At 59.9% G+C, this 23972-nt stretch carries 23 protein-coding genes and 1 other RNA gene; 10 read left to right on the top strand and 14 right to left on the bottom strand.

The window, feature by feature from the left end; genetic code table 11:
- Positions 1-5: 5 nt before the first annotated feature.
- Positions 6-1031: a 16S rRNA (cytosine(1402)-N(4))-methyltransferase RsmH gene (rsmH, locus tag K1W69_RS01035; RefSeq protein WP_220226475.1), complete on the bottom strand. Its 1026-nt coding sequence runs from the start codon at positions 1029-1031 to the stop codon at positions 6-8.
- On the bottom strand, positions 1028-1486 hold the full coding sequence (gene mraZ, locus K1W69_RS01030) for a division/cell wall cluster transcriptional repressor MraZ (protein WP_220226474.1): 459 nt from the start codon (positions 1484-1486) through the stop codon (positions 1028-1030). The genes rsmH and mraZ overlap by 4 nt, the downstream gene beginning before the upstream one ends.
- Before the next feature lie 611 nt (positions 1487-2097).
- Here mraZ and K1W69_RS01025 point away from each other — a divergent pair.
- Positions 2098-2283: a DUF1059 domain-containing protein gene (locus K1W69_RS01025; RefSeq protein WP_220226473.1), complete on the top strand. Its 186-nt coding sequence runs from the start codon at positions 2098-2100 to the stop codon at positions 2281-2283.
- Between the two features lie 81 nt (positions 2284-2364).
- Here K1W69_RS01025 and K1W69_RS01020 read toward each other — a convergent pair whose 3' ends face one another.
- A complete protein-coding gene (locus tag K1W69_RS01020) occupies positions 2365-2784 on the bottom strand; it encodes a VOC family protein (RefSeq protein ID WP_220226472.1) in 420 nt (139 codons plus the stop codon).
- Positions 2785-2853: 69 nt separating this feature from the next.
- Here K1W69_RS01020 and K1W69_RS01015 point away from each other — a divergent pair, with 69 nt between their 5' ends.
- Positions 2854-3444 carry a TetR/AcrR family transcriptional regulator gene (locus K1W69_RS01015; RefSeq protein ID WP_220226471.1) on the top strand — a complete coding sequence of 197 codons (591 nt, stop codon included), beginning with the start codon at positions 2854-2856 and terminating at the stop codon, positions 3442-3444.
- On the opposite strand, the gene K1W69_RS01010 is transcribed toward K1W69_RS01015, so the two are convergent.
- The 5 genes from K1W69_RS01010 to K1W69_RS00990 form a co-directional block, all read right to left on the bottom strand.
- On the bottom strand, positions 3441-4202 hold the full coding sequence (locus tag K1W69_RS01010) for a hypothetical protein (RefSeq protein WP_220226470.1): 762 nt from the start codon (positions 4200-4202) through the stop codon (positions 3441-3443). The genes K1W69_RS01015 and K1W69_RS01010 overlap by 4 nt on opposite strands.
- A gap of 74 nt (positions 4203-4276) precedes the next feature.
- An RNA gene (rnpB, locus tag K1W69_RS01005) (RNase P RNA component class A) lies at positions 4277-4695 on the bottom strand.
- 68 nt (positions 4696-4763) lie between these two features.
- The gene (locus K1W69_RS01000) at positions 4764-5309 is read right to left on the bottom strand and encodes a lytic transglycosylase domain-containing protein (protein WP_220226469.1); all 546 of its coding nucleotides are present in this window, start codon (positions 5307-5309) and stop codon (positions 4764-4766) included.
- Between the two features lie 205 nt (positions 5310-5514).
- Positions 5515-6294: an N-acetylmuramoyl-L-alanine amidase gene (locus K1W69_RS00995; RefSeq protein WP_220226468.1), complete on the bottom strand. Its 780-nt coding sequence runs from the start codon at positions 6292-6294 to the stop codon at positions 5515-5517.
- Entirely contained in the window at positions 6291-7001 is a 711-nt protein-coding gene (locus tag K1W69_RS00990) for a J domain-containing protein (protein WP_220226467.1), read from the bottom strand. The genes K1W69_RS00995 and K1W69_RS00990 overlap by 4 nt, the downstream gene beginning before the upstream one ends.
- 139 nt (positions 7002-7140) lie before the next feature.
- Here K1W69_RS00990 and K1W69_RS00985 point away from each other — a divergent pair, with 139 nt between their 5' ends.
- The 7 genes from K1W69_RS00985 to K1W69_RS00955 all read left to right on the top strand — a co-directional run bounded on the left by K1W69_RS00985 (position 7141) and on the right by K1W69_RS00955 (position 15920).
- Positions 7141-10773 carry a hydantoinase B/oxoprolinase family protein gene (locus K1W69_RS00985; RefSeq protein WP_220226466.1) on the top strand — a complete coding sequence of 1211 codons (3633 nt, stop codon included), beginning with the start codon at positions 7141-7143 and terminating at the stop codon, positions 10771-10773.
- A 26-nt stretch (positions 10774-10799) separates the two neighbouring features.
- Positions 10800-11120 (top strand): type II toxin-antitoxin system RelE/ParE family toxin, encoded by a 321-nt coding sequence (locus tag K1W69_RS00980; RefSeq protein ID WP_220226465.1) that lies wholly within the window; start codon positions 10800-10802, stop codon positions 11118-11120.
- On the top strand, positions 11117-11404 hold the full coding sequence (locus tag K1W69_RS00975; RefSeq protein ID WP_220226464.1) for a helix-turn-helix domain-containing protein: 288 nt from the start codon (positions 11117-11119) through the stop codon (positions 11402-11404). Before K1W69_RS00980 ends, K1W69_RS00975 begins: the two co-directional genes overlap by 4 nt.
- Positions 11405-11920: 516 nt before the next feature.
- Positions 11921-13171 (top strand): BtaA family protein, encoded by a 1251-nt coding sequence (locus tag K1W69_RS00970; protein WP_220226463.1) that lies wholly within the window; start codon positions 11921-11923, stop codon positions 13169-13171.
- Positions 13168-13812: a class I SAM-dependent methyltransferase gene (locus K1W69_RS00965; RefSeq protein ID WP_220226462.1), complete on the top strand. Its 645-nt coding sequence runs from the start codon at positions 13168-13170 to the stop codon at positions 13810-13812. The genes K1W69_RS00970 and K1W69_RS00965 overlap by 4 nt, the downstream gene beginning before the upstream one ends.
- Positions 13813-13889: 77 nt before the next feature.
- On the top strand, positions 13890-14672 hold the full coding sequence (locus tag K1W69_RS00960) for a glycoside hydrolase family 25 protein (RefSeq protein ID WP_220226461.1): 783 nt from the start codon (positions 13890-13892) through the stop codon (positions 14670-14672).
- Positions 14673-14723: 51 nt separating this feature from the next.
- Positions 14724-15920: a lytic murein transglycosylase gene (locus tag K1W69_RS00955; RefSeq protein WP_220226460.1), complete on the top strand. Its 1197-nt coding sequence runs from the start codon at positions 14724-14726 to the stop codon at positions 15918-15920.
- A 4-nt stretch (positions 15921-15924) separates the two neighbouring features.
- Here K1W69_RS00955 and K1W69_RS00950 read toward each other — a convergent pair whose 3' ends face one another.
- Complete coding sequence (locus K1W69_RS00950; RefSeq protein ID WP_220226459.1) at positions 15925-17352, bottom strand: cation:proton antiporter domain-containing protein; 1428 nt, start codon at positions 17350-17352, stop codon at positions 15925-15927.
- A gap of 209 nt (positions 17353-17561) precedes the next feature.
- Between K1W69_RS00950 and K1W69_RS00945 the strand changes: the two genes are divergently transcribed.
- Positions 17562-18467 carry a DMT family transporter gene (locus tag K1W69_RS00945; RefSeq protein ID WP_220226458.1) on the top strand — a complete coding sequence of 302 codons (906 nt, stop codon included), beginning with the start codon at positions 17562-17564 and terminating at the stop codon, positions 18465-18467.
- 463 nt (positions 18468-18930) lie between these two features.
- On the opposite strand, the gene metF is transcribed toward K1W69_RS00945, so the two are convergent.
- From metF to K1W69_RS00920, 5 genes are all read right to left on the bottom strand, one after another.
- Entirely contained in the window at positions 18931-19854 is a 924-nt protein-coding gene (gene metF, locus K1W69_RS00940) for a methylenetetrahydrofolate reductase [NAD(P)H] (protein WP_220226457.1), read from the bottom strand.
- Positions 19855-19856: 2 nt separating this feature from the next.
- Positions 19857-20876, bottom strand: a complete 1020-nt coding sequence (locus tag K1W69_RS00935) for an ArsR/SmtB family transcription factor (protein ID WP_220226456.1) — start codon at positions 20874-20876, stop codon at positions 19857-19859.
- A gap of 162 nt (positions 20877-21038) precedes the next feature.
- Positions 21039-21623 carry an MOSC domain-containing protein gene (locus tag K1W69_RS00930; protein WP_220226455.1) on the bottom strand — a complete coding sequence of 195 codons (585 nt, stop codon included), beginning with the start codon at positions 21621-21623 and terminating at the stop codon, positions 21039-21041.
- A gap of 91 nt (positions 21624-21714) precedes the next feature.
- Positions 21715-22755 carry a M48 family metallopeptidase gene (locus tag K1W69_RS00925; RefSeq protein ID WP_220226454.1) on the bottom strand — a complete coding sequence of 347 codons (1041 nt, stop codon included), beginning with the start codon at positions 22753-22755 and terminating at the stop codon, positions 21715-21717.
- 15 nt (positions 22756-22770) lie between these two features.
- Positions 22771-23886, bottom strand: a complete 1116-nt coding sequence (locus tag K1W69_RS00920) for a YjgN family protein (protein ID WP_220226453.1) — start codon at positions 23884-23886, stop codon at positions 22771-22773.
- Positions 23887-23972: the final 86 nt, after the last annotated feature.

Below are 23972 nucleotides of genomic sequence, written 5' to 3'. Positions count from 1 at the left end.
GGCGGCTATCCCCGAACCTTTGAAAGCGGCGGCAGCGCCGGAAGAGAAAATAACGACAGGTCCGCCGCCATGACGGGCGCGTCCGTGCGGCGTCCGGCGCGCAGCTTGGCTGAGCGCGCGCGCGGATTTGCTTCCGCCTCCTCTTCGCTGGCGGCGATCATCGGCTTGCCTACCGGCTCGAAAGACGCAGGCGGCAATGTCGCTGCAGGAAGATGCCGGGACCCGCCGGTCCGCGCAAACCGGTCCTGGAAGAAGCGCTTCACAATGCGGTCTTCCAGTGAATGAAATGTCACGACGACCAGTCTGCCGCCGGCCTTCAAGGCCCGCTCGGAGGCGAAAAGCGCGAACGCCAGCTCCTGCAGTTCCTCGTTCACATAAATGCGCAGCGCCTGGAACACGCGCGTCGCCGGATGGATCTTGTCTTTCGCCTTGCGCGGCGTGACGGTTTCGATGAGAGAGGCGAGGTCGCGTGTGGTTCGAAACGGCGCGTCCAGTCGCCGCTTCTCGATCGCCCTGGCGATGCGGCCGGCCTGCCGCTCCTCGCCGTAGAAACCGAATATGCGCGCGAGATCGCCCGATTTCAGACGATTGACGACATCCGCCGCCGTCGGCCCGTCGCCGGCCATGCGCATGTCGAGCGGCCCGTCCTTCTGAAAGGAAAAGCCGCGCTCCGCCTCGTCGATCTGCATGGAGGAGACGCCGATATCGAGAACGACCGCATCGAGCCCCTCTTCCGGCGCGTAGTTCGCAAGATCGCTGAACCGCGCCTGGATAAGCCTGAGCCTGTCTCCGTATGTTTCCGTCATGGATCGAGCACCGGCGATCGCCTCCGGATCGCGGTCGAGCGCAATCACCTCGCAACCGGCGTCGAGCAGCGCGCGGCTGTAGCCGCCGGCGCCGAACGTGCCGTCGAGCATGATCTGCCCCGAAGCGGGCTCCACTGCTTTGAGAACCTCGTCAAGAAGAACCGGGATGTGGCGAACTGGTCCGCCACCGGCGCCATGAGACATGCCGCCAGCGTTCGCCATCATCCCGTCTCTCCATGCCCGGCGCCAGCGCGTCCCCGCGCAATGCGCCTTTCCAGGGCCGCCCGCCTTGCGTCCTCGTAGCGGACAGGCTCCCAAAGCTGAAAGTGATCGGACCGGCCGACAAAGGTCACCTGGTCCGTAATTCCCGTGTAGTCGCGAATAAAATCCGTCACCATGAGCCGGCCTTCGCCATCCAGCTTCATGAACACGCCGCCGCCATGGATGAGAAGCGACATGTCGGCGTCCTCTTCCGAGAACAGATCGCCGCCGCCGGTCTGCTGTTCGTAACGGTCGAGCATGTCCGGCCCGCCGATGGTGATCGCCGGATAGACGAAGTCCTGAATTGCGTAGAGCTCCTGGATATCCAGTCGCGCAAGAACGTTGCGAAAGGGAGCCGGCACAGAGACCCTCCCCTTGGCATCGATCTTGTTCGTTGCGTTCGACAGGAACCGGTTCATAACGCAGAACTGCCGCTTCCGAGCCTGTGGACCATAACATGACGCCTCCGGAAAACTCCCGCCGCACGGACTGTGGCGGTAACGCTGACGACGGGCATGGAGCTCGCCTGCACGCCTGCCGCTGGATCACACAGGACACTTCCCGGGCAGCTGATTTGGGATAACATGGGTACATTTGTGCGTCAATGGGATTAGCTCCCATTTCTATTCTGCTCCATCGCGCGAATGTCCCACAAACATGGTTAACAGAGCGCTAATTCCGGCAGTGAAACTGTTGAATCAAAGCGGGTTGCGGAGCGCCGTCGAAAACGGCGAGCCCGTTAACCAGATCGAGCGTTGTGTGTTTGAGAGGTCGGAACGATTTTCCCGCTGCGCGCCGTCTGGCCTTTCATCATGACATGAGGCTGGTGAAGCAAAGTGCGCAGATACGCCAGGAAAAGAGCGATCGGCGATGGACATTTGCATTTTGAGACGCCGAGCAGCGCCTGTGATTTTCCTTCCGATCACGCACCGGAACACTGTCGCTTAATGCGCGTTTCCGCTCCGGTTACCGAATTGACGCAAATTTGGTACAATCATCTCGATCGATAACGACGATCAAGGAGGAGACAATGAAGGTATTTCGATGCGGAACGCTGGTGCCCGGCTGTAGCTGGCAAACCTCCGCCGAAGATGAGGCCGAGGTGGTTCACCGCGCTGTCGCGCACCTGAGGTCCGCCCACTCCGAAAGCGTTGTGCGCGAAACCATGGTGGAAAACATCAAGCAGAGGATCAGACGGTCCGAAACGACCGCCTGACCATTCTTTTCCATCTAAAAGCTATTCTCCGGACACGCTTTGAGGTGGACGCCTTACAGGGGCGTGCCCGGAGACGGAATCTCAAACAGCCTCCGTCCCATACATCGCCAGGAATTCGGCTGTGGGCGGGATTGGCTTGATAATGTCGATCAGTACGCCGTTCGGATCCTGCGTTATGAAATGCCGCTGCCCGAACGGTTCGTCCCTGAGATCGAGAAGCATTTCCAGTCCATCCGCCTTCATCCGGGCATAGATCGAATCGACATCGTCCACTTCGAAATTGAGCAAGACGCCTGACGCCCGGCCCCGTCCGGCGGCCGGTATCGTTTCGTGATCGCCCTGCAGTATCGCCAGATTGACGGCTTCATCCTCGCTCGACTGAAGATGGACATACCAGTCGCTGTCGAAGACGGGTCGGAACCGCATATGCGTCCGGTAAAAGTCAGCGGTGCCTGCGACATCATCCGTCATCAGAACCGGATAGTACTGGGTGGATTTCATGGCTTTCCTCACTTTCGCAAAAAGAATACAGTCTGTCTGTATTTTTGAATTAACATACAGGCTGCATGTATGCAAGAGCTACCAGCACATCGCACGAACCGCGAGCGTACCGAGACCACCACCTCCGCACTGATCGCTGCGGCGAGAGAACTGTTTCTGTCGAAGGGATACGCCGGCGCCGGAACGCCGGAGATCGTGAAAAAGGCGGGCGTCACGCGCGGCGCGCTTTACCATCACTTCGAGGACAAGAAGGCGTTGTTCGCCGCTGTGATCGAGGCAGAGCTTTCAGCGGTCGCCGATCAGATCGAACGCGCGGCGCCCGATGCGGCGGCGCCCTTTGACGCCCTCGTCGAAGGGGGACGCGCCTTCTTCGATGCAATGGCCGTGGAGGAAAGAACCCGTCTGATCCTGATCGAGGCGCCGGCGGTTCTCGGCTGGGAGGAACTGCGCGACATGGACCGCAAACATGGCGGAAGAACCCTGCAACAGGGCCTCGACGCAGCAATGAAAAACGGCGTCATTGCGAGATTGCCGCTCGAAACGCTGGCGACGATGCTTTCGGCGCTCTTCGACCGCGGCGCCCTGGCTATCGAAGGCGGCGCAGACCCCGGAGAGGTTCAGCAGGTGATCGTCGCCATCCTTGATGGCTTGAGACGCTAAATCAGGTTATTGCTTGTCTGCAACCCTAAGTGTGCTCGCCAGTTTACAGGGACGGGATAATGTTCTGGAAAAGCAGCCCCCCACTCGATAATGACGACCTTGAGTGGCAGCTCGAATGCTGGGGCTGGCTTCTGTCCAATTTTGGCGGATTGGAAGCTCTCGAAGACACGCCGATGATCCTGCCCACCGGCGCGTTCTTCGCGCCTTCGGAGAGCCAGGGGCATGATCGCGCGCAGGTCTTGTTTGAAAACGTCGCCGGGTACATGTCCGTCGATCCCGGTGAGTTCGATCTTGTCCCTCAGGATGCATCGATCGATCCGAAGCTTGGTGACCTTGCGATCGTGCAAAACGCCCCGTCGTCGCCCGCCGGCACGTTTCAGTACAGCCCGGAACAGCGGTTGCGCATCACTTACGACCCCGCAAGCGTCGAAAGGCCGATGGAACTCATCGCCACGCTCGCGCATGAAATCTGTCACGCAATACTCTTCACCACCGAAGACGAACCGCCAGGCGGAGCCAATTGCGAAGAGTTCGCGACCGATCTGGCCGTGACGTTTCTCGGTTTCGGCGTTTTCGCCGCCAACAGCGCTTTTGAGTTCCGGCAGTTTTCCGACGGTGTGACGCAAGGGTGGTCGACGCGGCGTCAGGGCTATCTGACGGAAGCGGAATGGGGATTTTCTCTGGCTGTTTTCCTCAGCCTGAAGCGGGAAAGCGCGGATGCGGCTTTGAAGCACCTGAAGCCAGCTCTCGCAAGCCATCTGAAAAAATCACTGAAGTATCTGGATGGCAATCCAGGCCTTCTTGCGCCCCTCATGGGCGGCCACGGAAAGGAAGCGTCAGCCGGCCTGTAAGCCGGGTTCTGTATGGCAACGCCATGGATATGGAATTGCGTGGCAACCATTCCTCTGGGACAGGATTTGCATCCTGCCTCTAGCGACCAACCCGGGCGACGACCCGGAAACGGGCCCGGACTTGCGTCCTCGCCACCCCTATTCGGTCTTGCTCCCGGTGGGGTTTGCAATGCCGTTCCTGTTGCCAGCAACGCGGTGGGCTCTTACCCCACCCTTTCACCCTTACCCCGCCGGTATTCCGGTCCGCGACAGAACCGGAATACAGGCGGGGCGGTTTGCTTTCTGTGGCACTTTCCCTGGGGTCGCCCCCGCCGGATGTTATCCGGCACCGTGTTTCCGTGGAGCCCGGACTTTCCTCACCGCGGACCGAGGTCCGAAGCGCGGTTGCCCGGCCGGCTGACGGCTTCCTGATAGCCGAGACTGCGTCGCTTGACCAGTCCCGGCGTCATGCGCCCCAGCTTCGGGAAATCAGCCGAGGATATTCTTCACCTTGGAGCAATAGCGGGAGGAAATCTTGTTCATCCGCTTGGCGGCGTGTCCGGCGTTGTAGCGCAGGATCGTGCCGCAGGTGTCTCCGCCGGACAGCTTGTGCGCGCCGCCGAGATATTTCATGCCGTATTTCAGGTTGGTGTCCGGATCGTAAAGACCGGCCCTCGATCCCTTGTAGCCCATGCCGCGCGCGGTCTGGAGCTTGATCTGCATCAGGCCGATTTCGCCGGCGCTGCCGCGAGCCTTCGCGTTGAAATTGCTCTCAACCTTGACGACGGCGTGCGCAAGATCGACAGGTACGCCTTCGCGCCTTGCATGCGCCCTGATCATATTGCTGTAATTGCTGCTGAACTTCTTGGTTTCTTCAGTCTTCGGCTGAAGCGCATTGTTCAATGCTTTTCCAATGGATGCGAAAGTAAGGGTATTCTTCTCTTCCTTTTTGGCGTCTCCGGCATAGGCGGCGCTTCCCATCGACACCGCCAGAACACAACACACCGCTGACGCGAGCACTCGGTACTTTTTCATTCATGACTCCAGATCAAAAGCCGGAAATCCGGATCCCTCCAGCAACCGGTTTCCAGACAATAAAAAAAGCCGCCAACGCAAAACCCCATGGCGGCTGCAGGTTTGCGCAGGTGGTTCTAGTGGAGATTTACCGGGAATGGTGGCGGCGCGTTCAACTTGTGTTACACGCAGTAAGCAGACTTGCAGATTGGCGCGAATTCGCCGCCTATTTCGCCATGGACGGCAGTGCTGAAGTCAGCCTGTAGAGGGTTTCGATGGTTGCCGCGTCCGCTACGCCATCAACCTTCGACGGCCGGAAATGCTGCTGAAACGCAACAACGACAGCGCGCAGATCATCGTCAAATTCGCCTGTAACTTCAGCATTATAGCCGTAAAGGGACAGCATCGCCTGCAGCGCCTCGACGGGCTGACCCCGGTCGCCCGCCTGCAGAAAGCGTCCGCCGACTGCCTGCGACGGATCGACCCAATGCCCCACTCCGGCGTCGAAAAGTGAACTCCAGGGGAATTTTTCCCCTGGATCGACCTTTCTGCCGGGCGCGACATCGCTGTGACCCAGCACACGATCCGCCGGGATCGCCCACTTTGCGACACATTTACGACAAAGTTCGATAACCGAACGAATTTGCTTGTCGGAAAACTCCGGATAATCGTAGGCGTGCCCCGGATTGGCGATCTCGATTCCGATCGATCGCGAGTTGATATCCGTCTCGCCGCGCCAGAAACTTCTGCCCGCGTGCCAGGCCCTTTTATCTTCCGGAACCATCTGCACGATGCGGCCGTCCTCGTGCACCAGATAGTGAGACGACACCTGCGATTGCGGATTGCACAGCCAGGCTTGCGCCTTTTCCGCCATTTCCATGCCGGTATAGTGAAGGATGATCGTGTCCACGGACTTACCGGCCGCCCTCTCCCCGAAATTCGGAGACGGACAAACCTCGGCGTCCTGAAAATCCGCCTTGAACGAAACCTCTGGAGCAGCCGTCATGCGGCCTTGCGCTCCTTCTCGATATCCGCGAAAGCCGCGTTGAGCGCGCTCATCCGGTCATTGGCGATCGCCAGGAATTCCTCCGGAACGCCGCGCGCAGTCAGCCGGTCCGGATGGCTCTCGGCCGCCAGTCGCCGATAGCGCCGCCGGATCTCCTCGAACGGCGTATCACGCGTCACGCCCAGAACGGCGTAAGGATCCCTGACGGACGCATAGCTGTGACGCGCGACGATCTGTTCGAAGCGGTCTTCGTCAATGAGGAAAATATCCGCAATGCGCGACAGAAAGGCCAGTTCCTTCTCGTGAATGACGCCGTCTGCCTTGGCGATGTGGAACAGTCCGTCGAGAATGTCTTCGAGAACGAGGCAATTGGCCTCGCCTGTTCCGCACAGGCTCGCCATCCTGGCGGCGTAAGTCTCGTAGCCGGCGATATCCTGCTTGGCGAGATTGTAGAGCCTGGAGACGTTGCGCGATTCGCTTTCGGAAATCTCGAATATGTCCTGGAACGCGATGACCTCGTCGGGCGTCACCACCCCGTCGGCTTTCGCCATTTTTGCCGATAGCGCAATCATCGCGATCGAGAACGCCACGCGCCGCCGGGTTTCGGGATCGCCTTCAAGCGCCGTGCGCACAACCTCGATAACACCGGACAGCGCGCCGGACGTGGCGTTGCCGATCAGGTCGCCAAGTTTCGAAAAGATGGACATATCCGCTGTTTAGACGATTTCGCACTGCAATGCGAGTGTTGCTCAACGCCAACGCGCAATTGCCTCGGCGGGCGCCGACGGCTATGCACGGGGCGGGGCGATCAACCATCTTCTCGATGGCTGCGAAAGGACAAGCGACATGGCGGGCAAGTGGGAATTCTGGATAGACCGCGGCGGCACCTTCACCGACGTCATCGGACGGTCGCCGGATGGACGGCTGATCCAGAAGAAGCTCTTGTCGGAGAACCCGCAAGCCTATCGAGACGCCGCCATCAAGGGCATCCGGGACCTCATCGGCGTTGGCGCAGACGATCCCATTCCCTCCGGTGTAATAGGCGACGTGAAAATGGGAACCACCGTCGCCACCAATGCGCTGCTGGAGCGCAAGGGCGATCGCACGCTTCTGGTCATTACGAAAGGCTTCCGCGACGCCCTGCGCATCGCCTATCAGGCGCGACCGGATATCTTCGCCAAGGAAATCATCCTGCCGGAACAGCTTTACGAACGGGTCGTCGAGATCGCCGAACGGGTGCGCTCGGACGGAACTGTCGAGGCGGCACCGGACGCCGCGGCGATCCGGCCCGAACTCGAAAAGGCCTACCGCGACGGGATCGACGCGATCGCCATAGTCTTCATGCATTCCTGGAACTATCCGGACCATGAAAAGACCGTCGCCGACATTGCCCGCGAGATCGGCTTTTCGCAGGTTTCCGTCAGCCACGAAGTCTCGCCGCTGGCCAAACTCGTCGGACGCGGCGACACGACTGTCGTCGACGCCTACCTATCGCCCATCCTGAGGCGATACGTGAACGAGGTCGCAAGCGAACTCGGCGCCGGCGCGGCGCATTCCGACGACACGCCGACGCTGAAATTCATGATGTCCTCGGGCGGCCTGACAACCGCCAAACTGTTCCAGGGAAAGGACGCCATCCTTTCCGGTCCGGCCGGCGGCGTCGTCGGAATGGTCGAGACGGCGGCGCTGGCCGGCTTCGAGCGCGTCATCGGCTTCGACATGGGCGGCACCTCGACGGATGTCGCGCATTATAACGGCCGCTATGAACGCGCTTTCGACACCGAAGTGGCGGGGGTGCGCATCCGCGCCCCGATGATGGATATCCACACTGTGGCCGCCGGCGGCGGCTCGGTGCTGCATTATGAGTCCGGACGGTTCCAGGCGGGCCCCGATTCCGCGGGCGCCGATCCCGGACCGGCCTGCTACCGTCGCGGCGGACCGCTGGCCGTGACGGACGCCAATGTCATGCTCGGCAAGCTGCAGCCGGAATTCTTTCCCTCGATTTTCGGTCCGAAGCAGGACCAGACCCTCGACAGCAAGGTCGTGGCCAGCCGCTTCGCCGAACTCGCGCAAAGCATCGGCGACGGCAAGTCGCCGGAGGAGATCGCCGAGGGCTTCATCACGATCGCCGTCGAGAACATGGCGAACGCCATCAAGAAGATCTCCGTGCAGCGCGGCTACGACGTGACGAAATATCTGCTCAACTGTTTCGGCGGCGCCGGCGGACAGCACGCCTGCCTTGTCGCCGACGCGCTTGGCATGGAGGCGATCCTCATTCATCCGTTCTCGGGCCTCCTGTCCGCCTATGGCATCGGGCTTGCAAGCCTCTTCTCCACGCGCCAGCAGGCGCTGGTAAAGCCGCTGGACGAAAGCTCCGTCGCCGATGTGGAGGCGCTCGTCGAACGCCTGTCCGGGGAAACCGCAGAGGAACTGCGCGCGCAGGGGGTCGCCGATCAGGACATGCGCTGGCGGCCGCAATTGCACCTGCGCTACGATGGAACGGACACCGCCCTGCCCGTCGATTTCTCGAGCCGCTCCTTCTCGGATGCGCGCATTGCGTTCGAAACCGCTCACAAGGCGCAGTTCGGGTTCATCTACGACGCCAAGCCCGTGGTCGTGGAAGCCGTTGCAGTGGAAGCAACCGAAACACGCGGCCGCGGCGCGGCAGAGAGTGAAAAAGAGCTGGCGCCGCGCGACATCGCGTCAGACCGCGTCCGCCCGGTCTTCTCCGGAGGCCAATGGCATGACGCCGCCATCGTCCGGCACGATGAACTGTCTCCGGGCGCGCGTCTCAGCGGGCCGGCCCTCATCATCGAGAAAAACCAGACGATCGTCGTCGAGCCCGGCTGGCAGGCCGAAATCAACGCCTACAATCATGTCGTCATGCGACGCCGCGAAAAGAAGCAGCGGCAGCAGGCGATCGGCACGAGAGAGGCCGATCCGATCCTGCTTGAAGTCTTCAACAACCTCTTCATGTCGATCGCCGAGCAGATGGGCGTGACGCTGCAGAACACCGCCCATTCCGTCAACATCAAGGAGCGGCTGGACTTTTCCTGCGCCGTCTTCGACAGCAGCGGCGCGCTGGTCGCCAATGCGCCGCACATGCCGGTTCATCTCGGCTCCATGGACCGCTCGGTCGAAACCGTCATCAGGCTGAACAAGGGAAAGATAAGACCGGGCGACGTCTTTGCGCTCAACGCGCCCTACAATGGCGGCACCCACCTGCCCGACATCACCGTTGTGACGCCGCTCTTCGACAAGGCCGGCGAGGAAATCCTCTTCTACACCGCCTCGCGCGGCCACCACGCCGACATCGGCGGCACGGCGCCCGGCTCCATGACGCCGCTCGCCACGACCGTGGACGAGGAAGGCGTGCTGATCGACAATTTTCTGATCGTCGATCAGGGCCGCTTCCGCGAGAAGGAACTGGTCGACCTTCTGACCGACCATCCCTACCCCGCCCGCAACACGTTCCAGAACGTCGCGGACCTCAAAGCCCAGATCGCGGCGAACGAAAAGGGGATCGCCGAACTGCACAGGATGGTCGCCGATTTCGGCCTCGACGTCGTTCAGGCCTATATGGGTCACGTCCAGGACAACGCCGCCGAAAGCGTGCGCGAAGTCATCGACGCGCTCTCCGACTGCGAATACGAATATCCGACCGACACCGGTCAGGTCATCAGGGTGAAGATCAGCGTCGATCGCAAGGAGCGCACGGCAACCGTCGCCTTCACCGGCACATCGCCGGTCATGAAGAACAATTTCAATGCGCCTGAGCCCGTCACGCGCGCCGCCGTGCTCTACTGTTTCCGCGTCATGGTCGAAGGCTCGATCCCGATGAACGCCGGCTGCCTGCGGCCGATCAACATCGTGCTGCCCGACGACTGCATGCTGAAACCCTCCTGGCCGGCCGCCGTCGTCGCCGGCAATGTCGAGACGTCGCAGCACGTCACCAACGCGATTTTCGGCGCGCTCGGCGCGCTCGCCAACAGCCAGGGCACGATGAACAATCTCACCTTCGGCAATAACCGCTACCAGTATTACGAGACAATATGCTCCGGCTCTCCGGCGGGCAGGATGAGCAACGGCCGCGGCTTTGCCGGAACCTCTGGCGTGCACGTCCACATGACCAATTCGCGGCTCACCGACCCGGAAATACTGGAGATGCGTTTTCCCGTCCTGCTGGAGGATTTCCATGTCCGCGAAGGCTCCGGCGGCCGCGGCGCCTTCAACGCCGGGGACGGCACGCAACGCACAATCCGTTTCCTGGAAAAAATGGAATGCGCGATCCTGTCCTCCCACCGCAACAGGCCTCCGAAAGGGCTGGACGGCGGCGGCGACGGCCAGGTCGGCAAGACGGAGGTCCGCCGCCTTGACGGCAAAATCGAGGAACTGAAAGCCTGCGACCAGACGGAGCTCGAAGCCGGCGAAGCCGTGATCCTGACGACGCCGACTTCGGGGGGATATGGAAAGGGTTGAAATTATGTCATATTTGATATATTACAATGTGGAAAATTGAGTTTCTGAACGAAGCTGTTGAAGCGGAGCTTGAGGCTCTCCCTGCAGATCAAATAGCCCGCTTTCTACGTGTTGGTGAACTGATCCGGTCGTTTGGATTGGAGCGCGTTCGAGAACCGCACGTGAAGCACCTTGAAGGTCATTTATGGGAGATCAGACTGAAAGGCCGTGACGGAATTTCACGTGCGCTCTATGTCACAGCCAAACCGAAACGCGTTGTCGTGGTGCGCGTTTTTGCCAAAAAGACCCAGAAGACTCCACGTCGCGAAATCGAACTCGCCCTGAAACGGGCAGAGGAAGTAGAATGAAGAACTTTGATGATCTGAAAAAGAAACTTCTAGAACGGCCTGACATACGTTCCGAGTACGAGTCGCTGGCGGAAGAGTTCTCAATTGCCGAGACACTCATCCGCGCAAGATCGGAAGCCAATATGACACAGGAACAGGTTGCTGAAAAAATGCAGACCTCCCAGTCCTATGTGGCAAAACTCGAGAGCGGCCGCGTAAGCCCCTCAATGAAAGCGCTGCAACGCTATGCCGCGGCGACTGGAGCAAAACTTAAAATCAGCCTTGAGCACAAGGCAGGCGCTTGAGGCAAGGTAATGATGTCTGAGGACCGACTGCGCTGGATAAGGCATATCAAGCAGCTTCGGGAACAGCATGGCGTCAGCATATACGACGCTGAGCGAATGGCGTTCGGCTCAGAGGAATGGCGGAGATGGACCGCGCGGCAGATAAACAGCGACGAGAAATGCCGGAAGATGGCACTGTCCCACATCGATTATCACAGAGAAAAGTCGCTTATTGGGAAGGAGGGTGAAAAGCTGATAATCAAGTAAATCCCGCAAAATAAGACGTTCTCAACAAGTCTCACTCACTAACAAAGCGATTCGAACCGCCCGGCCATTGCGTCCTACCTAGAAAAAAATTACTTTTGCCCCGGCCACCATACTTGCCTAATGCAGGATCGTCGGCTCTTTGTTCGTCATAATTTTCAATACTTTACCCCCCATCCTCCACACCGTCACCATTCTGTCACCGATATGTCATGTCGATGTCACCGCCCGGAGGTACCCGCTCGGAAATGACGAATTGCGGGGACTTGCGGCATGTCGGATATCGCCACGGAATCGGGTTTTGTACTTAGCGGCAAACGCCATCTGGGAAAGGCGCTTTACCAGAACAGGGCCTATACGAAGGAAGGACTGTCCGAGCGGCTATTCGCCCTTCTCTTTACAGGGCTCGTCTATCCGCAGATCTGGGAAGACCCGAAGGTCGACATGGAAGCGATGGCGCTGTCCGAAGGCCACCGGATCGTCACCATCGCGTCCGGCGGCTGCAATGTGCTTGCATACCTCACCGCGCGGCCGGAAAGCATTGACGTCGTCGACCTGAACAAGGCGCATATTGCGCTCAACCGCATGAAGCTCACCGCCATGCGTCGCCTGCCTGGTCACAGCGAGGTCCTGCGCTTCTTCGCCATGGACAACCAGCGCGGCAATTCTAACATCTACGACCAACACATCGCGCCGCATCTCGATCCGGCTTCACGATCCTATTGGGAGCGGCGGACCATCAAGGGCCGTAGGCGCATCGAAGCCTTCAACGGCAACTTCTACAAGGGCGGCCTTCTCGGCTGGTTCATCGCGACCGGCCACCTGATCGCCCGTCTGCACGGTGTCGACCCGGCCGAAATCATGCAGTCCGGCAGCCTGCGCGAGCAGCGCCGGTTCTTCGACGACCGGCTTGCGCCGCTCTTCGAAAAGCCGCTTGTCAAATGGATGACCGGCCGCAAGGCGTCGCTGTTCGGCCTCGGCATTCCGCCCGCGCAATATGACGAACTGCTCGCCGGCGAAGAAACGATGGCCGAAGTGCTCAAGACGCGGCTCGAGAAGCTTGCCTGTCACTTCCCTCTCAAGGAAAACTACTTCGCATGGCAGGCCTTTGCGCGCCGCTATCCGGAGCACGGCGCGGCCGAACTGCCGGCCTACCTGCAGGAAGACCATTACGAGACGATCCGCGATCTGGCCGACAACGTCTCGGTCAATCATATCGGCTTCACCGATTTCCTGAGACATAAGCCCGCCGCGTCCCTCGACCGCTATGTGCTGCTCGACGCCCAGGACTGGATGAGCGACGCGCAACTCAACGAACTCTGGTCGGAAATCACCCGCACGGCCGATACCGGCGCGCGCGTCATATTCCGCACCGCCGGTGCCCCGACCATTCTGCCGGGCCGCGTCGATCCCGCCATCCTCGACCAGTGGAATTACCGCGAGACGGAATCGGAAATCTGTTGCCGCCGGGACCGGTCGGCGATCTATGGCGGCTTCCATCTTTACGAAAAGCGCGCGTCATGAATTCGGCCGCCCATGCGGAACTGATGGACGGGACTTATCGTCATCAGCGGCATATTTACGACCTGTCACGAAAATATTACCTGCTTGGCCGCGACCGGATGATCGATGCTATGGAGATGCCCCGGGGCGCGGACGTTCTGGAGCTCGGCTGCGGAACGGGTCGCAATCTCGCAGCCGTCGCGAAGCGCTGGCCCAATGCCCGCCTGCACGGACTGGACATCTCCGCCGAGATGCTGGCGTCGGCAGGCAATACGGCGCAGCGCTCAGGTCTGGAGATGAAACTGGTCCAGGGCGACGCCTCCAGCTTCGACCCGGAAGAGCTGTTCGGAAAGCCCGCTTTCGACCGGGTCTTCATTTCCTATGCGCTGTCGATGATACCCGCCTGGGAAGAGACGATCGACGCCGCAATGGCGGCGCTGTCGCCGCAGGGCTCCCTGCATATTGTGGATTTCGGTCAGCAGGAACGGCTGCCGTCCCTCTTCAGGTCCGCGCTTCATGCATGGCTTGCGCGCTTCCACGTTAACCCGCGAGCAACCCTTTTCGATGTAGTAGAAGGCAAGGCCGAAAAGGCCGGATTGAAGGCCAGAAGCGAACGGCTCTACCGCGGTTATACTTGGCACATGATTGTCTCGCAGGCTTGAATACGCCTTTTCACTGACGAGAATCTGCATTATTACTGCCGGAGCCGGTTATCGCCAACCGAATTGGACGGTTCGCCATGCGTCGACGCGCGCTCATATTCGCACCCCTGCTTTTCATGCTGGCGGCATGCACCACCTACGAATACAGCTTCGACGACATCACGGCGCCGTCGCCGATGCGCTATGGCGACAGGGACCCGCAGAATTTCGGCAAGAACCATCCGGCCCGCCACGAGGTGCACGGCATCGACGTGTCCAAGTGGCAGGCGGACATCGACTGGCGCAAGCTGCGCAAATCCGGCATCGACTTCGCATATATCAAGGCGACCGAAGGCGGAGATCTGAAGGACGACCGTTTCGACGAGTATTGGCGCCAATCCAGGCAAGCTGGCATTCCGCGCGGCGCATACCACTTCTACTATTTCTGCACGACGCCCGAAAAACAGGCGGCCTGGTTCATTCGCAACACGCCGAAGGAACGCGGCTCCCTGCCGCCGGTGCTCGACATCGAATGGAACCACGCTTCGCCCACCTGCAAGAAACGCCCCGACCCGGCCACGGTGCGCAGGAACATGAAGATCTTCATGGATCGCGTCGAGGCGCATTACGGCCGCAAGCCGATGATCTACACGACGGTGGATTTCCATCGTGACAACCTGGTGGGTCACTTCTCCGATTACACCTTCTGGGTCCGCTCCGTCGCCGATCACCCCGACAACATCTATGTCCAGCGCGACTGGCATTTCTGGCAATACACGGGAACCGGCATCGTGCCCGGCATCCAGGGCGACACCGACATCAACGTCTTTGCCGGCGACCGCAAAGACTGGCTCAAGTGGGTTTCCGCCTCCGCGCTCTGAGTGCGGCCACAATCCGACGATAAACAGACCGCTACCCTTCCGGAGGAATTCATGATTCGCCTGAACAGACTCGCCGCAGCAACCGTCCTGATCTTCGCCTGCCAGTTCGCAACAGGCATCGCACAGGCGCAGACCTGCGGGGGCGATCTCGGATCCTTTCTCGCCGGCGTCAAACAGGAAGCCGTCGCCAAGGGCGTGCCGCCGCGCGTCGCCGACCAGGCGCTCGCCAACGCGCGCATCGACAAGAAGGTGCTGAGCCGCGACCGGGCCCAGGGCGTCTTCAAGCAGACATTCCTGGAATTCTCAAAGCGCTCCGTCAGCGGCTACCGCATGCAGAACGGCAAGACGAACATGGGCAAATACGCCAACGTGTTTGCGCAGGCCCAGCGGGAATACGGCATTCCGCCGGAAGTCATCACCGCTTTCTGGGCGCTGGAGACGGATTTCGGCGCGGTCCAGGGCGACTTCAACACCATGAACGCTTTGGTGACGCTCGCCCATGACTGCCGCCGGCCGGAACTCTTTCGCCCGCAACTGATCGCGGCGATCGAAATGGTCCAGCATGGAGACCTCGATCCGGCCAGGACAACCGGCGCCTGGGCCGGGGAGATCGGCCAGGTGCAGCTGCTGCCGGAAGACATTATTCGCTATGGCCGCGACGGCGACGGCGATGGTCATGTCAACCTGAAGAAAAGCGCGCCGGACGCGATTCTCACGGCGGCGGCCTTCATCCACCATCTCGGATGGCGGCCGAATGAACCCTGGATGCAGGAGGTCACGGTTCCCTCCAATCTCGACTGGTCGAAATCCGGCATTGACCAGACCCTTCCCGTCAGCCAGTGGCAGGCCATGGGGGTTAAGTCGCGCAACGGCGCTTTCCCGTCGGGCTCCCTGCCGGCCTCCCTGCTTCTGCCGCAGGGCCGCAAGGGACCGGCATTCCTGGTCTATCCGAATTTCGCGATCTATCTCGAATGGAACCAGTCGCTTATCTACACCACGACGGCCGCCTATCTGGCGACCCGTCTCGGCGGCGCCCAGCGCTATGACGCCGGCAACCCGGAAACCGGACTGAGCGACGCCCAGATGAAGCAATTGCAGACCATTCTCCAGGCGCGCGGCTACGATGTCGGCAAGATTGACGGCATACTCGGCAGCGGCACGCGCAACGCCGTCCAGCAGGAACAGCTTCGGCTCGGCATGCCCGCCGACGCATGGCCGACCCCGCAACTGCTGTCACGACTGCAATAAGAACTCAATCGACCTTTTCGTCGGTCTTTTGCGGTTCGGCCGCTTCGTCTATTTCCGGATCGGAATCCGTTTTCGCCGCCGCTTCCTGGCGCGCGGCACGGCGGTGATAGACGGCAAGCCGCACTGCGCGGTACCGTAGCCGCGTGTGGAATATCGCCACATCGATCACCATGCGGCCGCGCTGCATTTCTTCGATCTCGCGCGCATAGGCCTCGCGAAGCGCAACGCGATAGGATATGATGTGCGACGCGGCGAGATCCTCGATGCGATGCATGAGTCCCGCCCAGACCGGCGACACCAGCAGCGATATGGCGGTCACGGCGATCGCCAGCCGATAGGTGTCGTCATGCAGGATGTGCGCGCTCATTCCTGCAGCAGCCAGCACGAAAGAGAACTCGCCGATCTGCGCCATCGACAGGCCGGCGACCAGCGCCGTGCGGGGATCAGAACCCGTCAGACGCAGGAGGGCTATGTTCAGAACCGACTTCGCTGCGATCACGACCAGGCAAACAAGCATCACGATCAGAAGATTGTCCCAGATGAACCACAGATCGATCAACAGTCCGATCGACAGGAAGAATATGACGAGGAGCACGCTCTGTATTGGTTCGATGACCGGTATGACGCGGCTTCTGAGCGTCGAGTTTCCGATCAGAATGCCCGCCAGGAAAGCGCCGTAAACCGGCGACAGTCCCGCAAGGCCCGAAAGAGACGCGGCGGTAAAGCAGATGGCCAGCGCCCCGACCGCGACGATCTCCACATTCCGCTCGATCTTTTCCGTATAGGGCACGCGGAGTTTCCCGCGCGATCCGAGCCACCACAAAAGCCCGCCGAGCAGTCCCACCGAGACGACGATCTTGAGCGTCACGACCGTGTAGTTGACGGACTCGCCTCCGAAACTTGACGCAAAGACCAGCATCGGCACGACAGCAAGGTCCTGGGCGATAAGCACGGCGATCGCCACCCTGCCCTCCTCGCCGCGCAGCACGCCCATCTCGTCCAGCATCTTCATCGCCACAACGGTGCTGGACAGCGCGATGATGAAACCGAGAATGACGCCCTCTGCAATCGACAGGCCGAGCACGTAGCCGATCAGCAGCCCGACAGACACTGCGGCCGTGATCTGCCCGCCGCACACCAATACCGCCTGTTTGAGGGTGAGCACGAAGGCCTTGAGAGACAATTCGATGCCGATGAAGAACAACAGCACCAGAACGCCCATTTCCGCCAGAACATTGACGTAGGCGGAGCTTGGGATGACCCCGAAACCCGTGGGTCCCAGCGCCATGCCTGCAAGTATGAAACCGACGAGCGGCGGCTGACGCAGTATGATCAGGCCCAGTCCCAGGAGGCCCGCGATCGCCGCGACAAAGGCGATATTGCTGAGTGCGGCGCCCTGTGCTGCATGTTCGGCGGCGGCTGCATGATCCATCTTGCGGGTTTCGGCTCCTTTCGCAGATGCACACTTGCAAGTTTTGCACGCCGTTGTGCGCGCGACAAGTGACCTCGTAACTTAGAAGCATGATTTCGTTGCTTTAATTATGGCCTTTAAATCAGTAACGCCCGATTTGATGCGCAAGAAGCGGATAGTTTCAATTAAAGGTTCGGTTAACGTCAGACTCCGCAAAGCAAGAGAGATTCATGCAAAACCGATTGACGCTTTCCACCTGGCTGATGCTTGTAACCCTGGGGCTGATCTGGGGCGCCTCGTTCTTTTTCGCGCGGATCGCCGTTGTCTGGATACCGCCGCTGACCCTTGTTTTCCTGCGCGTGGTTCTGGCGGCGATCGCGCTCCATCTTTACCTGCACGGGCGAAACGGGCTTTTTCGTATACTTGCCGCGCGTTGGCGCTCCTTTCTTGTTCTCGGCGCGATCAACAACGTCATCCCGTTTTCGCTGATCTTCATGGGCCAGACGCAGATCGGCGCGGGCCTGGCGGCGATTCTCAATGCGACCACTCCGCTCTGGACCCTGATTATCGCAAATGTCGTCACCGAAGACGAGAAGATGACGACGACCAGGACTTTGGGGTGCATTCTGGGCCTTGTCGGCATGCTGGTTCTGACAGGCCCGTCGGCGCTCTCCGGTTTTGACGCCCACATCTGGGCGCAACTGGCCGTTGTCGGCGCGGCCATCAGCTACGGATTTGCAGCGACATTCGCCAAATCGTTTCGCGGCGTGGCGCCCACGATCGTCGCCACGGGGCAACTCAGCGCCTCCTCCCTCATCATGATCCCGCTGATTTGCATCATAGACCAGCCATGGACGCTCGCCTTTCCGCCGATCGAGGTTGTCGGCGCCGTCATCCTTCTGGCGGTGCTGTCGACTTCGGTCGCCTATATTCTTTATTTCCGCATCATAGCGGACGCCGGCGCAACCAACGGATCGCTGGTCACGCTGCTGGTCCCGCCGAGCGCCATCCTGCTCGGCGTCCTGTTCCTCGGGGAAACGCTCACAATCCACGCCGCGCTTGGCCTCGCCCTGATCGCGGCCGGACTTCTGGTTATCGACGGAAGGTTGCTTCACAGGCGAAGATTTCACGCATGATTTCAGCGCGTTACAGAATCATCTTTCCTCGGTGGATGTGAAAAAAGTGTCACAAAATCGCCACGAACGCGATTCGCACCTGCGAAAAACCCGTGAATCTGTCCCCATGTTCCACATTTTTCTGGCGCCACAGGAACGCGATTGATTTCATGATGTTAGCACCGCTGGCAGGGGCGGTTATGCCCATTGTTATCGCATTGCAGCAACAAATTTTCTTTTCAACACCGCTGGTTCCATCATAGCATTCAGCTGTAAACCTCAAGGAGGTCAGCTATGGGACTAACGCGATCGGTGAATGTCCTGATGATCGGTGCAGCGTTTTTGTTCATCTTGGTCATGCTGTTTCTCTAAAAAGAACACATGGGTGGCATGAGTCCGAAAACGGACTCCACAGTTTCAGAAGGTAAAACGGGGGTGGCGCAAGCCACCCCCGTCCTCGTTTCAGGGCCACTCAAAAAATCAGCTACGCGGCGGCGTTGCCGGTCACCGGGGTTCCTGTCACCGGAGCGCGCAGCCCCAGGAGATGGCAGATCGCATAGACGAGTTGCGCCCGGTTCATCGTGTAGAAATGGAAATCCTGCACGCCGCGTTCGACGAGGTCCATGACCTGGTCCGCCGCGACGGTGGCCGAAACCAGCGCCCGGGTCTGCGGATCGTTGTCCAGTCCCTCGAAGCGTTGCGCGAGCCAGCCCGGTATCGAGGCGCCGCACCTGCCGGCAAACTCCGCGACCTGACCGAAATTGTGGATCGGCAGAATGCCCGGCACGATCGGGATGTAGATCCCGGCCCGGCGCACCCGCTCGACATACCGCTCATAGCTGTCATTGTCGAAAAAGAACTGGGTGATCGCCCGCGTCGCGCCGTTGTCCACCTTGCGCTTCAGCATGTCGATATCGGTCATGAAGTCCGGGCTTTCGGGGTGCTTTTCCGGATAGGCCGACACGGATATTTCGAAATCGGCGAAGGCCTTCAGCCCGGCCACCAGTTCGGCGGCGTTTCCGTAGCCTTCGGGATGCGGGCGATAGCGCTTGCCGATACCGTCTGGCGAATCGCCGCGCAGCGCCACGAAGTGCCGCACGCCGGCGTTCCAGAATTCGCGCGCGACCGCGTCGACCTGATCCCGCGTCGAGTTCACGCAGGTCAGATGCGCCGCCGGCTTCAACTCTGTTTCCGAAAGAAGGCGGCGAACCGTCGCAAGCGTCGGCTGTCGCGTCGAGCCGCCCGCGCCATAGGTCACCGATACGAAATCCGGGTTGAACGGCGCCAGCCGCATGACGCTTTCCCAGAGCTGGCTTTCCATGTCACCGCTGCGCGGCGGGAAAAATTCGAACGATACGTTCATGGCTTTGCCGAGCAGAGCCGGGGCCGATCTGTGCAGTGTGGACATGATCAGGCAGTTCCTTTCGCTTGGTGTGAGAGAGCGGCGTCGTCGGCGATCAGCAGGCGCGGATCGCGGGCGAGCCATATTGTGACTGTCAGTTTCTCGCCGCTGTTCTTGCCAGGCGTCAGGCTGACTGTCTTTTCAACCGTCAGCCCCGCGTCCTTCAGCCAGCCTGACATCACGTCAGACGCAAAGCCGAGGCGAACATGGGCGTGTTCCTTCTGCAGATTGTCGAGTTCGTGCGGCGCAAAATCCACAACGATCATGCGCCCGCCGGGCGCAAGCATGCGCGCGGCCTCGACAATCGCATCTTCCGGATTCTGCAGAAAATGCAGCACCTGGTGGATAGTGACGAGATCGAAGGAGTCGCGATCAAGCGGCAGGTTGAGAATATCCGCATGACGAACGGAGGCGTGGGACACGCCTTCCCTGTCGATACGGGCGCGGGCGACGGCCAGCATGTCGCGACTGGCGTCGACGCCGATGCCGCGCCGGTAAAGGCCGGAAAAAAGCTGAAGGATGCGTCCCGTGCCGGTTCCCAGATCAAGCATGGAATCGAAGGGCGTCGAGCCGACCAGCTCGACCAGCGCCGCCTCGACCTGCTCGTCGGAGACATGCAGGGAGCGCAATTCGTCCCAGCTTGCCGCGTTGCGGCTGAAATATTCCTGCGCGCGCGCGGCGCGGGCGGACTTCACCGCCTCCAGCCGCTCTCCGTCCCTTTGCAGAAGCGCATCGGCGGGGGAAACGCTTTGAATGACCTGCCGCGCCAGTTCGCCGGCAAGCCCCTCGGATGCGAGGCGAAAATACGCCCAGGCGCCTTCCTGATAGCGCTCCACCAGTCCTGCTTCGCCGAGCAGTTTGAGATGTCTGGAAATGCGCGGCTGCGACTGGCCGAGGATCTCCGTCATGTCGGTGACGGTCAGATCGCCTTCGAGCATCAGCGCAAGCAGGCGCATGCGCGTCGGCTCGCCAGCGGCCTTGAGCACGTCCACAGTCCTGTCCAGGCTGAGTTTCCGACTGTCGAGCATCGATTCCCCGTTTTGGTCGCGGCAATCGGCTGGACCCGGGTCTCAACCTGCAATCAACGCTGCGACGTCATTCAATCACATAAACATATCTTTATATGATTTCGAAACGTGTCGCAACAGCAATATTGTGTGGCGCAATCGGATTCCGCAGCGCGCCTGTCTTCAGCCGGTGTAGATCCACTGTTCGGGGAGTTGCGCGTACATCTTTTCACCGGGCTCAATCACGCCCTGTTTCTCGACCCAGGCAAGCAGACCGCGCTTGCGCTTGGCCGCCGGCACGAAGCCCAGTGACAGGGTTGTGCGGTCCTTGTCCGGATAGTGATCGGCGATGGCGTTTCCCGATATCCTGCATGGCCCGTTCTGGAAGTCGACCTTGAGGGTCACGCCTCCCTCGAAGAACAGCAGCGTCGCGGCCGGCAGCATCGACAGGCTGGCGATCCCGTCAATCGTGATATTGCCGCCGATCCATTCGGGCGCGATCCGCTCGATCTCAATGATCGCGGCAACCTCGGCAAGTTCCTCCGGCGAAAGGAGTGTGAGCTGCCGTTCGTTTCGCATCTCGGTTCCACGCGGATACCAGGGCTCGCGCGATCCGGATTTGCGAAGGATCCCGGCGTGATGATCGCCGGCGATGCCTTCATAGCTGAGTTCCAGCTTGTCCACCGGCTCGGTGGTGAACGTGTCGCCAAGCGCGGCGAAAACGCCGGCGACCGTACCGTTGATCTTGCGCGAGGGAATGATTTCCATAACAAGCGTCCTTTCAATTACGTGATCTATGTACAGTTTGTCGGTGTAAAGCAAAAGACAGCGACGCCGAATTCAGCCCGCAACCAGTCATCTATGGGTCAACGAACTCGAGTTGCTCAATATCGCGACGCCGGTCGACGGTTCCGGGATGGGACGACAGCAGCGAGGAATGGTCACAGGATGGCCCGCATTCCAACGTGACCCGTTCCAGCAGATCTATAAAGGCAAGAGGGTTGCGGCCGAGCGTATGCATAAGTCTGGCGCTGTAAATGTCTGCGGATGTTTCGAATGCCCGGGAATAGGAAAGCGACTGCAGAGCGCCCACCTGGGCGACGGCCTCCTCGACCAGTTGCCCGGAATCTCCGGCCACAAGCCCCGCCACAATAACCCAACCCACTGCCCGGTAAATCTGTTGCAGAGAGTGTTGCTCGACCACATGCGCCAATTCGTGGCCGAGAACGCCGGCCAGTTCGTCGTCGTTTTCGGTCAGTTGAACAATCTGGTCCGTAATGACGATGGAGCCGCCGGGTAATGCAAAGGCGTTGGCGCCAATAGCGCCGCCGTCGCGAAACAGCAAACGAAAATCATTTGTATCCTTTCCGGCGGTGTCAATGATCGTCCGAAAGAGCGCATCAATGCGCTCCTGCTCATGAACTTCGAGAACCGAGGCCTCAAACAGCACCTTGTCGAGGGTCTCAAGCGCGCCGCGATCGATCGCGGACGACACGATCGCCGGCGTAGCCGATGCCGCAAAGCGCGCTGCCACAGGCATTCCGTAACGATAGACGCAGAACACTAGCGCAATGCACACGACGGCCACCAGGGCGGTCCATCTGCTGCGTTTCTCAAGTGCGAAGAACCGCGTAGACAGATGTCTGTCGAGCCCGAAGAAAAGTTCCAGCCCGTCATTGTCGCTCGTCTCGAACACGCTTCCGTCGGAAAGCGTAACACGCCGCGGTATGTTTCCGACCCGGCTCGAAATCTCGGGATCAGAAGAATAGGCGCCGACAAGGCCGCCATCGACGGCTATCTCAAGCCGTGAGCCGCTGCGGGAAAGCAGCGCCGGCCGCGACTTGCTTTTGTTCGGCTCGAAGTATCGGCCGGATATACTCTGCGGTCGTCTGTCCGTCATCCCAATGGCCGAATGCTAAAGTCCGAAATCAATACCCTCGATATCCAGGAATTGCGAGGCCGTTACAGAGCCCTCGGCGCCGGCCTTGTCGGCAAAATCATCCAGTGGTCCTTTGGAAAGCACCGCGGTATGCCCGACAATGTAGCGCCATGTCCGCACGGAGGCCCATGGCCTGAGAAGTCCCAGCGTTAAGATCATGGCGAACAGGTTTGTGACAAGGATCCAGACATATCTGCGCCTTTTCAGACCGGACTGCAGACGATGCTGGTTGGCGATCGTGGTGGCGTTGAAGGTGATGTTCCGAACGCCCGCCCTGTAGGCGATGTAAGAAAGGATAAACACCGGATATACTGCGAGAAGCATCAAAAACATGCCGAGGGAGAAAGCGTTATCGATTTGATCGCCAGTCGAACCACCCTGATTTTCCGCCAATCGATCCACGAGCCCATCCCAGAAGGGCATCGCCGTCACCGTAAAGACGATGCCGGTCGTCACGGCGAGAACAACGATGGCGACCGTGACACAGGCGCCGAGATTCTTGTAATAAGGCCCAAGCCGCGGCTGGCAGTGAAACTTTTCAGAGCCGTAATATGTGCTGTCGCCAATATATTCCTGGGTCATTTTGGATACGACCGGGTAAAGCAGACCGAACGTAAAGGCGGTCAGGAAGGGCATGACGATAAACACGAGCAAGGCTCGTCGGTAACGCCCCTGGAAATGAAAGCGAACGTTGCGGTAACTCGTCACGCGTGCATTGAAGGTCAGCGCCCGATTGAATACCCACGGCGCAAGGAAAATATAGGCTGGTAACAAAACCAGAATCAGGAACGGTTGTATTGAACTCAGCACCTGGAACATGACAAGCGCCACAACGACAATCACGCGTCCCTTGAGGATTGCTATCGGCTTGGCGTGATAGTCAAAGGAATGACCGTCGAGGATCGTGTTTCCGTAGAAATACCGACGCTGACGCACCTTCGCCCAGGCGGTGTAGATGCCCAGCGTCACTATGCTCAGCAGAAGATTGACGATCCATATTCCGAAATATTCGGACGCATTCCCCTCGAACCGTCCGATATGCCTGGCCGGCGTTTGTCCGCGGCCGAAGGCTCCCTCGTTTCTTTCCAGCATATACGTCCGTTTGATATGAATACTGAATATGAAAAGAAAATCACTGATTGCATTGTGATACAACCAGCAATTTGCTTCTCAGTCGC

Source organism: Flavimaribacter sediminis (genome assembly GCF_019492055.1).
Classification (GTDB): Bacteria; Pseudomonadota; Alphaproteobacteria; order Rhizobiales; family Rhizobiaceae; genus Flavimaribacter; species Flavimaribacter sediminis.
This window is presented reverse-complemented; position numbering and strand designations above follow the sequence as displayed.

Bases quoted from the DNA above. Each gene is read 5' to 3' on its own strand.
- rsmH (WP_220226475.1), bottom strand. From the start codon at position 1,031: ATGATGGCGAACGCTGGCGGCATGTCTCATGGCGCCGGTGGCGGACCA.
- mraZ (WP_220226474.1), bottom strand. From the start codon at position 1,486: ATGAACCGGTTCCTGTCGAACGCAACGAACAAGATCGATGCCAAGGGG.
- K1W69_RS01025 (WP_220226473.1), top strand. From the start codon at position 2,098: ATGAAGGTATTTCGATGCGGAACGCTGGTGCCCGGCTGTAGCTGGCAA.
- K1W69_RS01020 (WP_220226472.1), bottom strand. From the start codon at position 2,784: ATGAAATCCACCCAGTACTATCCGGTTCTGATGACGGATGATGTCGCA.
- K1W69_RS01015 (WP_220226471.1), top strand. From the start codon at position 2,854: ATGCAAGAGCTACCAGCACATCGCACGAACCGCGAGCGTACCGAGACC.
- K1W69_RS01010 (WP_220226470.1), bottom strand. From the start codon at position 4,202: ATGGCTTGCGAGAGCTGGCTTCAGGTGCTTCAAAGCCGCATCCGCGCT.
- K1W69_RS01000 (WP_220226469.1), bottom strand. From the start codon at position 5,309: ATGAAAAAGTACCGAGTGCTCGCGTCAGCGGTGTGTTGTGTTCTGGCG.
- K1W69_RS00995 (WP_220226468.1), bottom strand. From the start codon at position 6,294: ATGACGGCTGCTCCAGAGGTTTCGTTCAAGGCGGATTTTCAGGACGCC.
- K1W69_RS00990 (WP_220226467.1), bottom strand. From the start codon at position 7,001: ATGTCCATCTTTTCGAAACTTGGCGACCTGATCGGCAACGCCACGTCC.
- K1W69_RS00985 (WP_220226466.1), top strand. From the start codon at position 7,141: ATGGCGGGCAAGTGGGAATTCTGGATAGACCGCGGCGGCACCTTCACC.
- K1W69_RS00980 (WP_220226465.1), top strand. From the start codon at position 10,800: ATGTGGAAAATTGAGTTTCTGAACGAAGCTGTTGAAGCGGAGCTTGAG.
- K1W69_RS00975 (WP_220226464.1), top strand. From the start codon at position 11,117: ATGAAGAACTTTGATGATCTGAAAAAGAAACTTCTAGAACGGCCTGAC.
- K1W69_RS00970 (WP_220226463.1), top strand. From the start codon at position 11,921: ATGTCGGATATCGCCACGGAATCGGGTTTTGTACTTAGCGGCAAACGC.
- K1W69_RS00965 (WP_220226462.1), top strand. From the start codon at position 13,168: ATGAATTCGGCCGCCCATGCGGAACTGATGGACGGGACTTATCGTCAT.
- K1W69_RS00960 (WP_220226461.1), top strand. From the start codon at position 13,890: ATGCGTCGACGCGCGCTCATATTCGCACCCCTGCTTTTCATGCTGGCG.
- K1W69_RS00955 (WP_220226460.1), top strand. From the start codon at position 14,724: ATGATTCGCCTGAACAGACTCGCCGCAGCAACCGTCCTGATCTTCGCC.
- K1W69_RS00950 (WP_220226459.1), bottom strand. From the start codon at position 17,352: ATGGATCATGCAGCCGCCGCCGAACATGCAGCACAGGGCGCCGCACTC.
- K1W69_RS00945 (WP_220226458.1), top strand. From the start codon at position 17,562: ATGCAAAACCGATTGACGCTTTCCACCTGGCTGATGCTTGTAACCCTG.
- metF (WP_220226457.1), bottom strand. From the start codon at position 19,854: ATGTCCACACTGCACAGATCGGCCCCGGCTCTGCTCGGCAAAGCCATG.
- K1W69_RS00935 (WP_220226456.1), bottom strand. From the start codon at position 20,876: ATGCTCGACAGTCGGAAACTCAGCCTGGACAGGACTGTGGACGTGCTC.
- K1W69_RS00930 (WP_220226455.1), bottom strand. From the start codon at position 21,623: ATGGAAATCATTCCCTCGCGCAAGATCAACGGTACGGTCGCCGGCGTT.
- K1W69_RS00925 (WP_220226454.1), bottom strand. From the start codon at position 22,755: ATGACGGACAGACGACCGCAGAGTATATCCGGCCGATACTTCGAGCCG.
- K1W69_RS00920 (WP_220226453.1), bottom strand. From the start codon at position 23,886: ATGCTGGAAAGAAACGAGGGAGCCTTCGGCCGCGGACAAACGCCGGCC.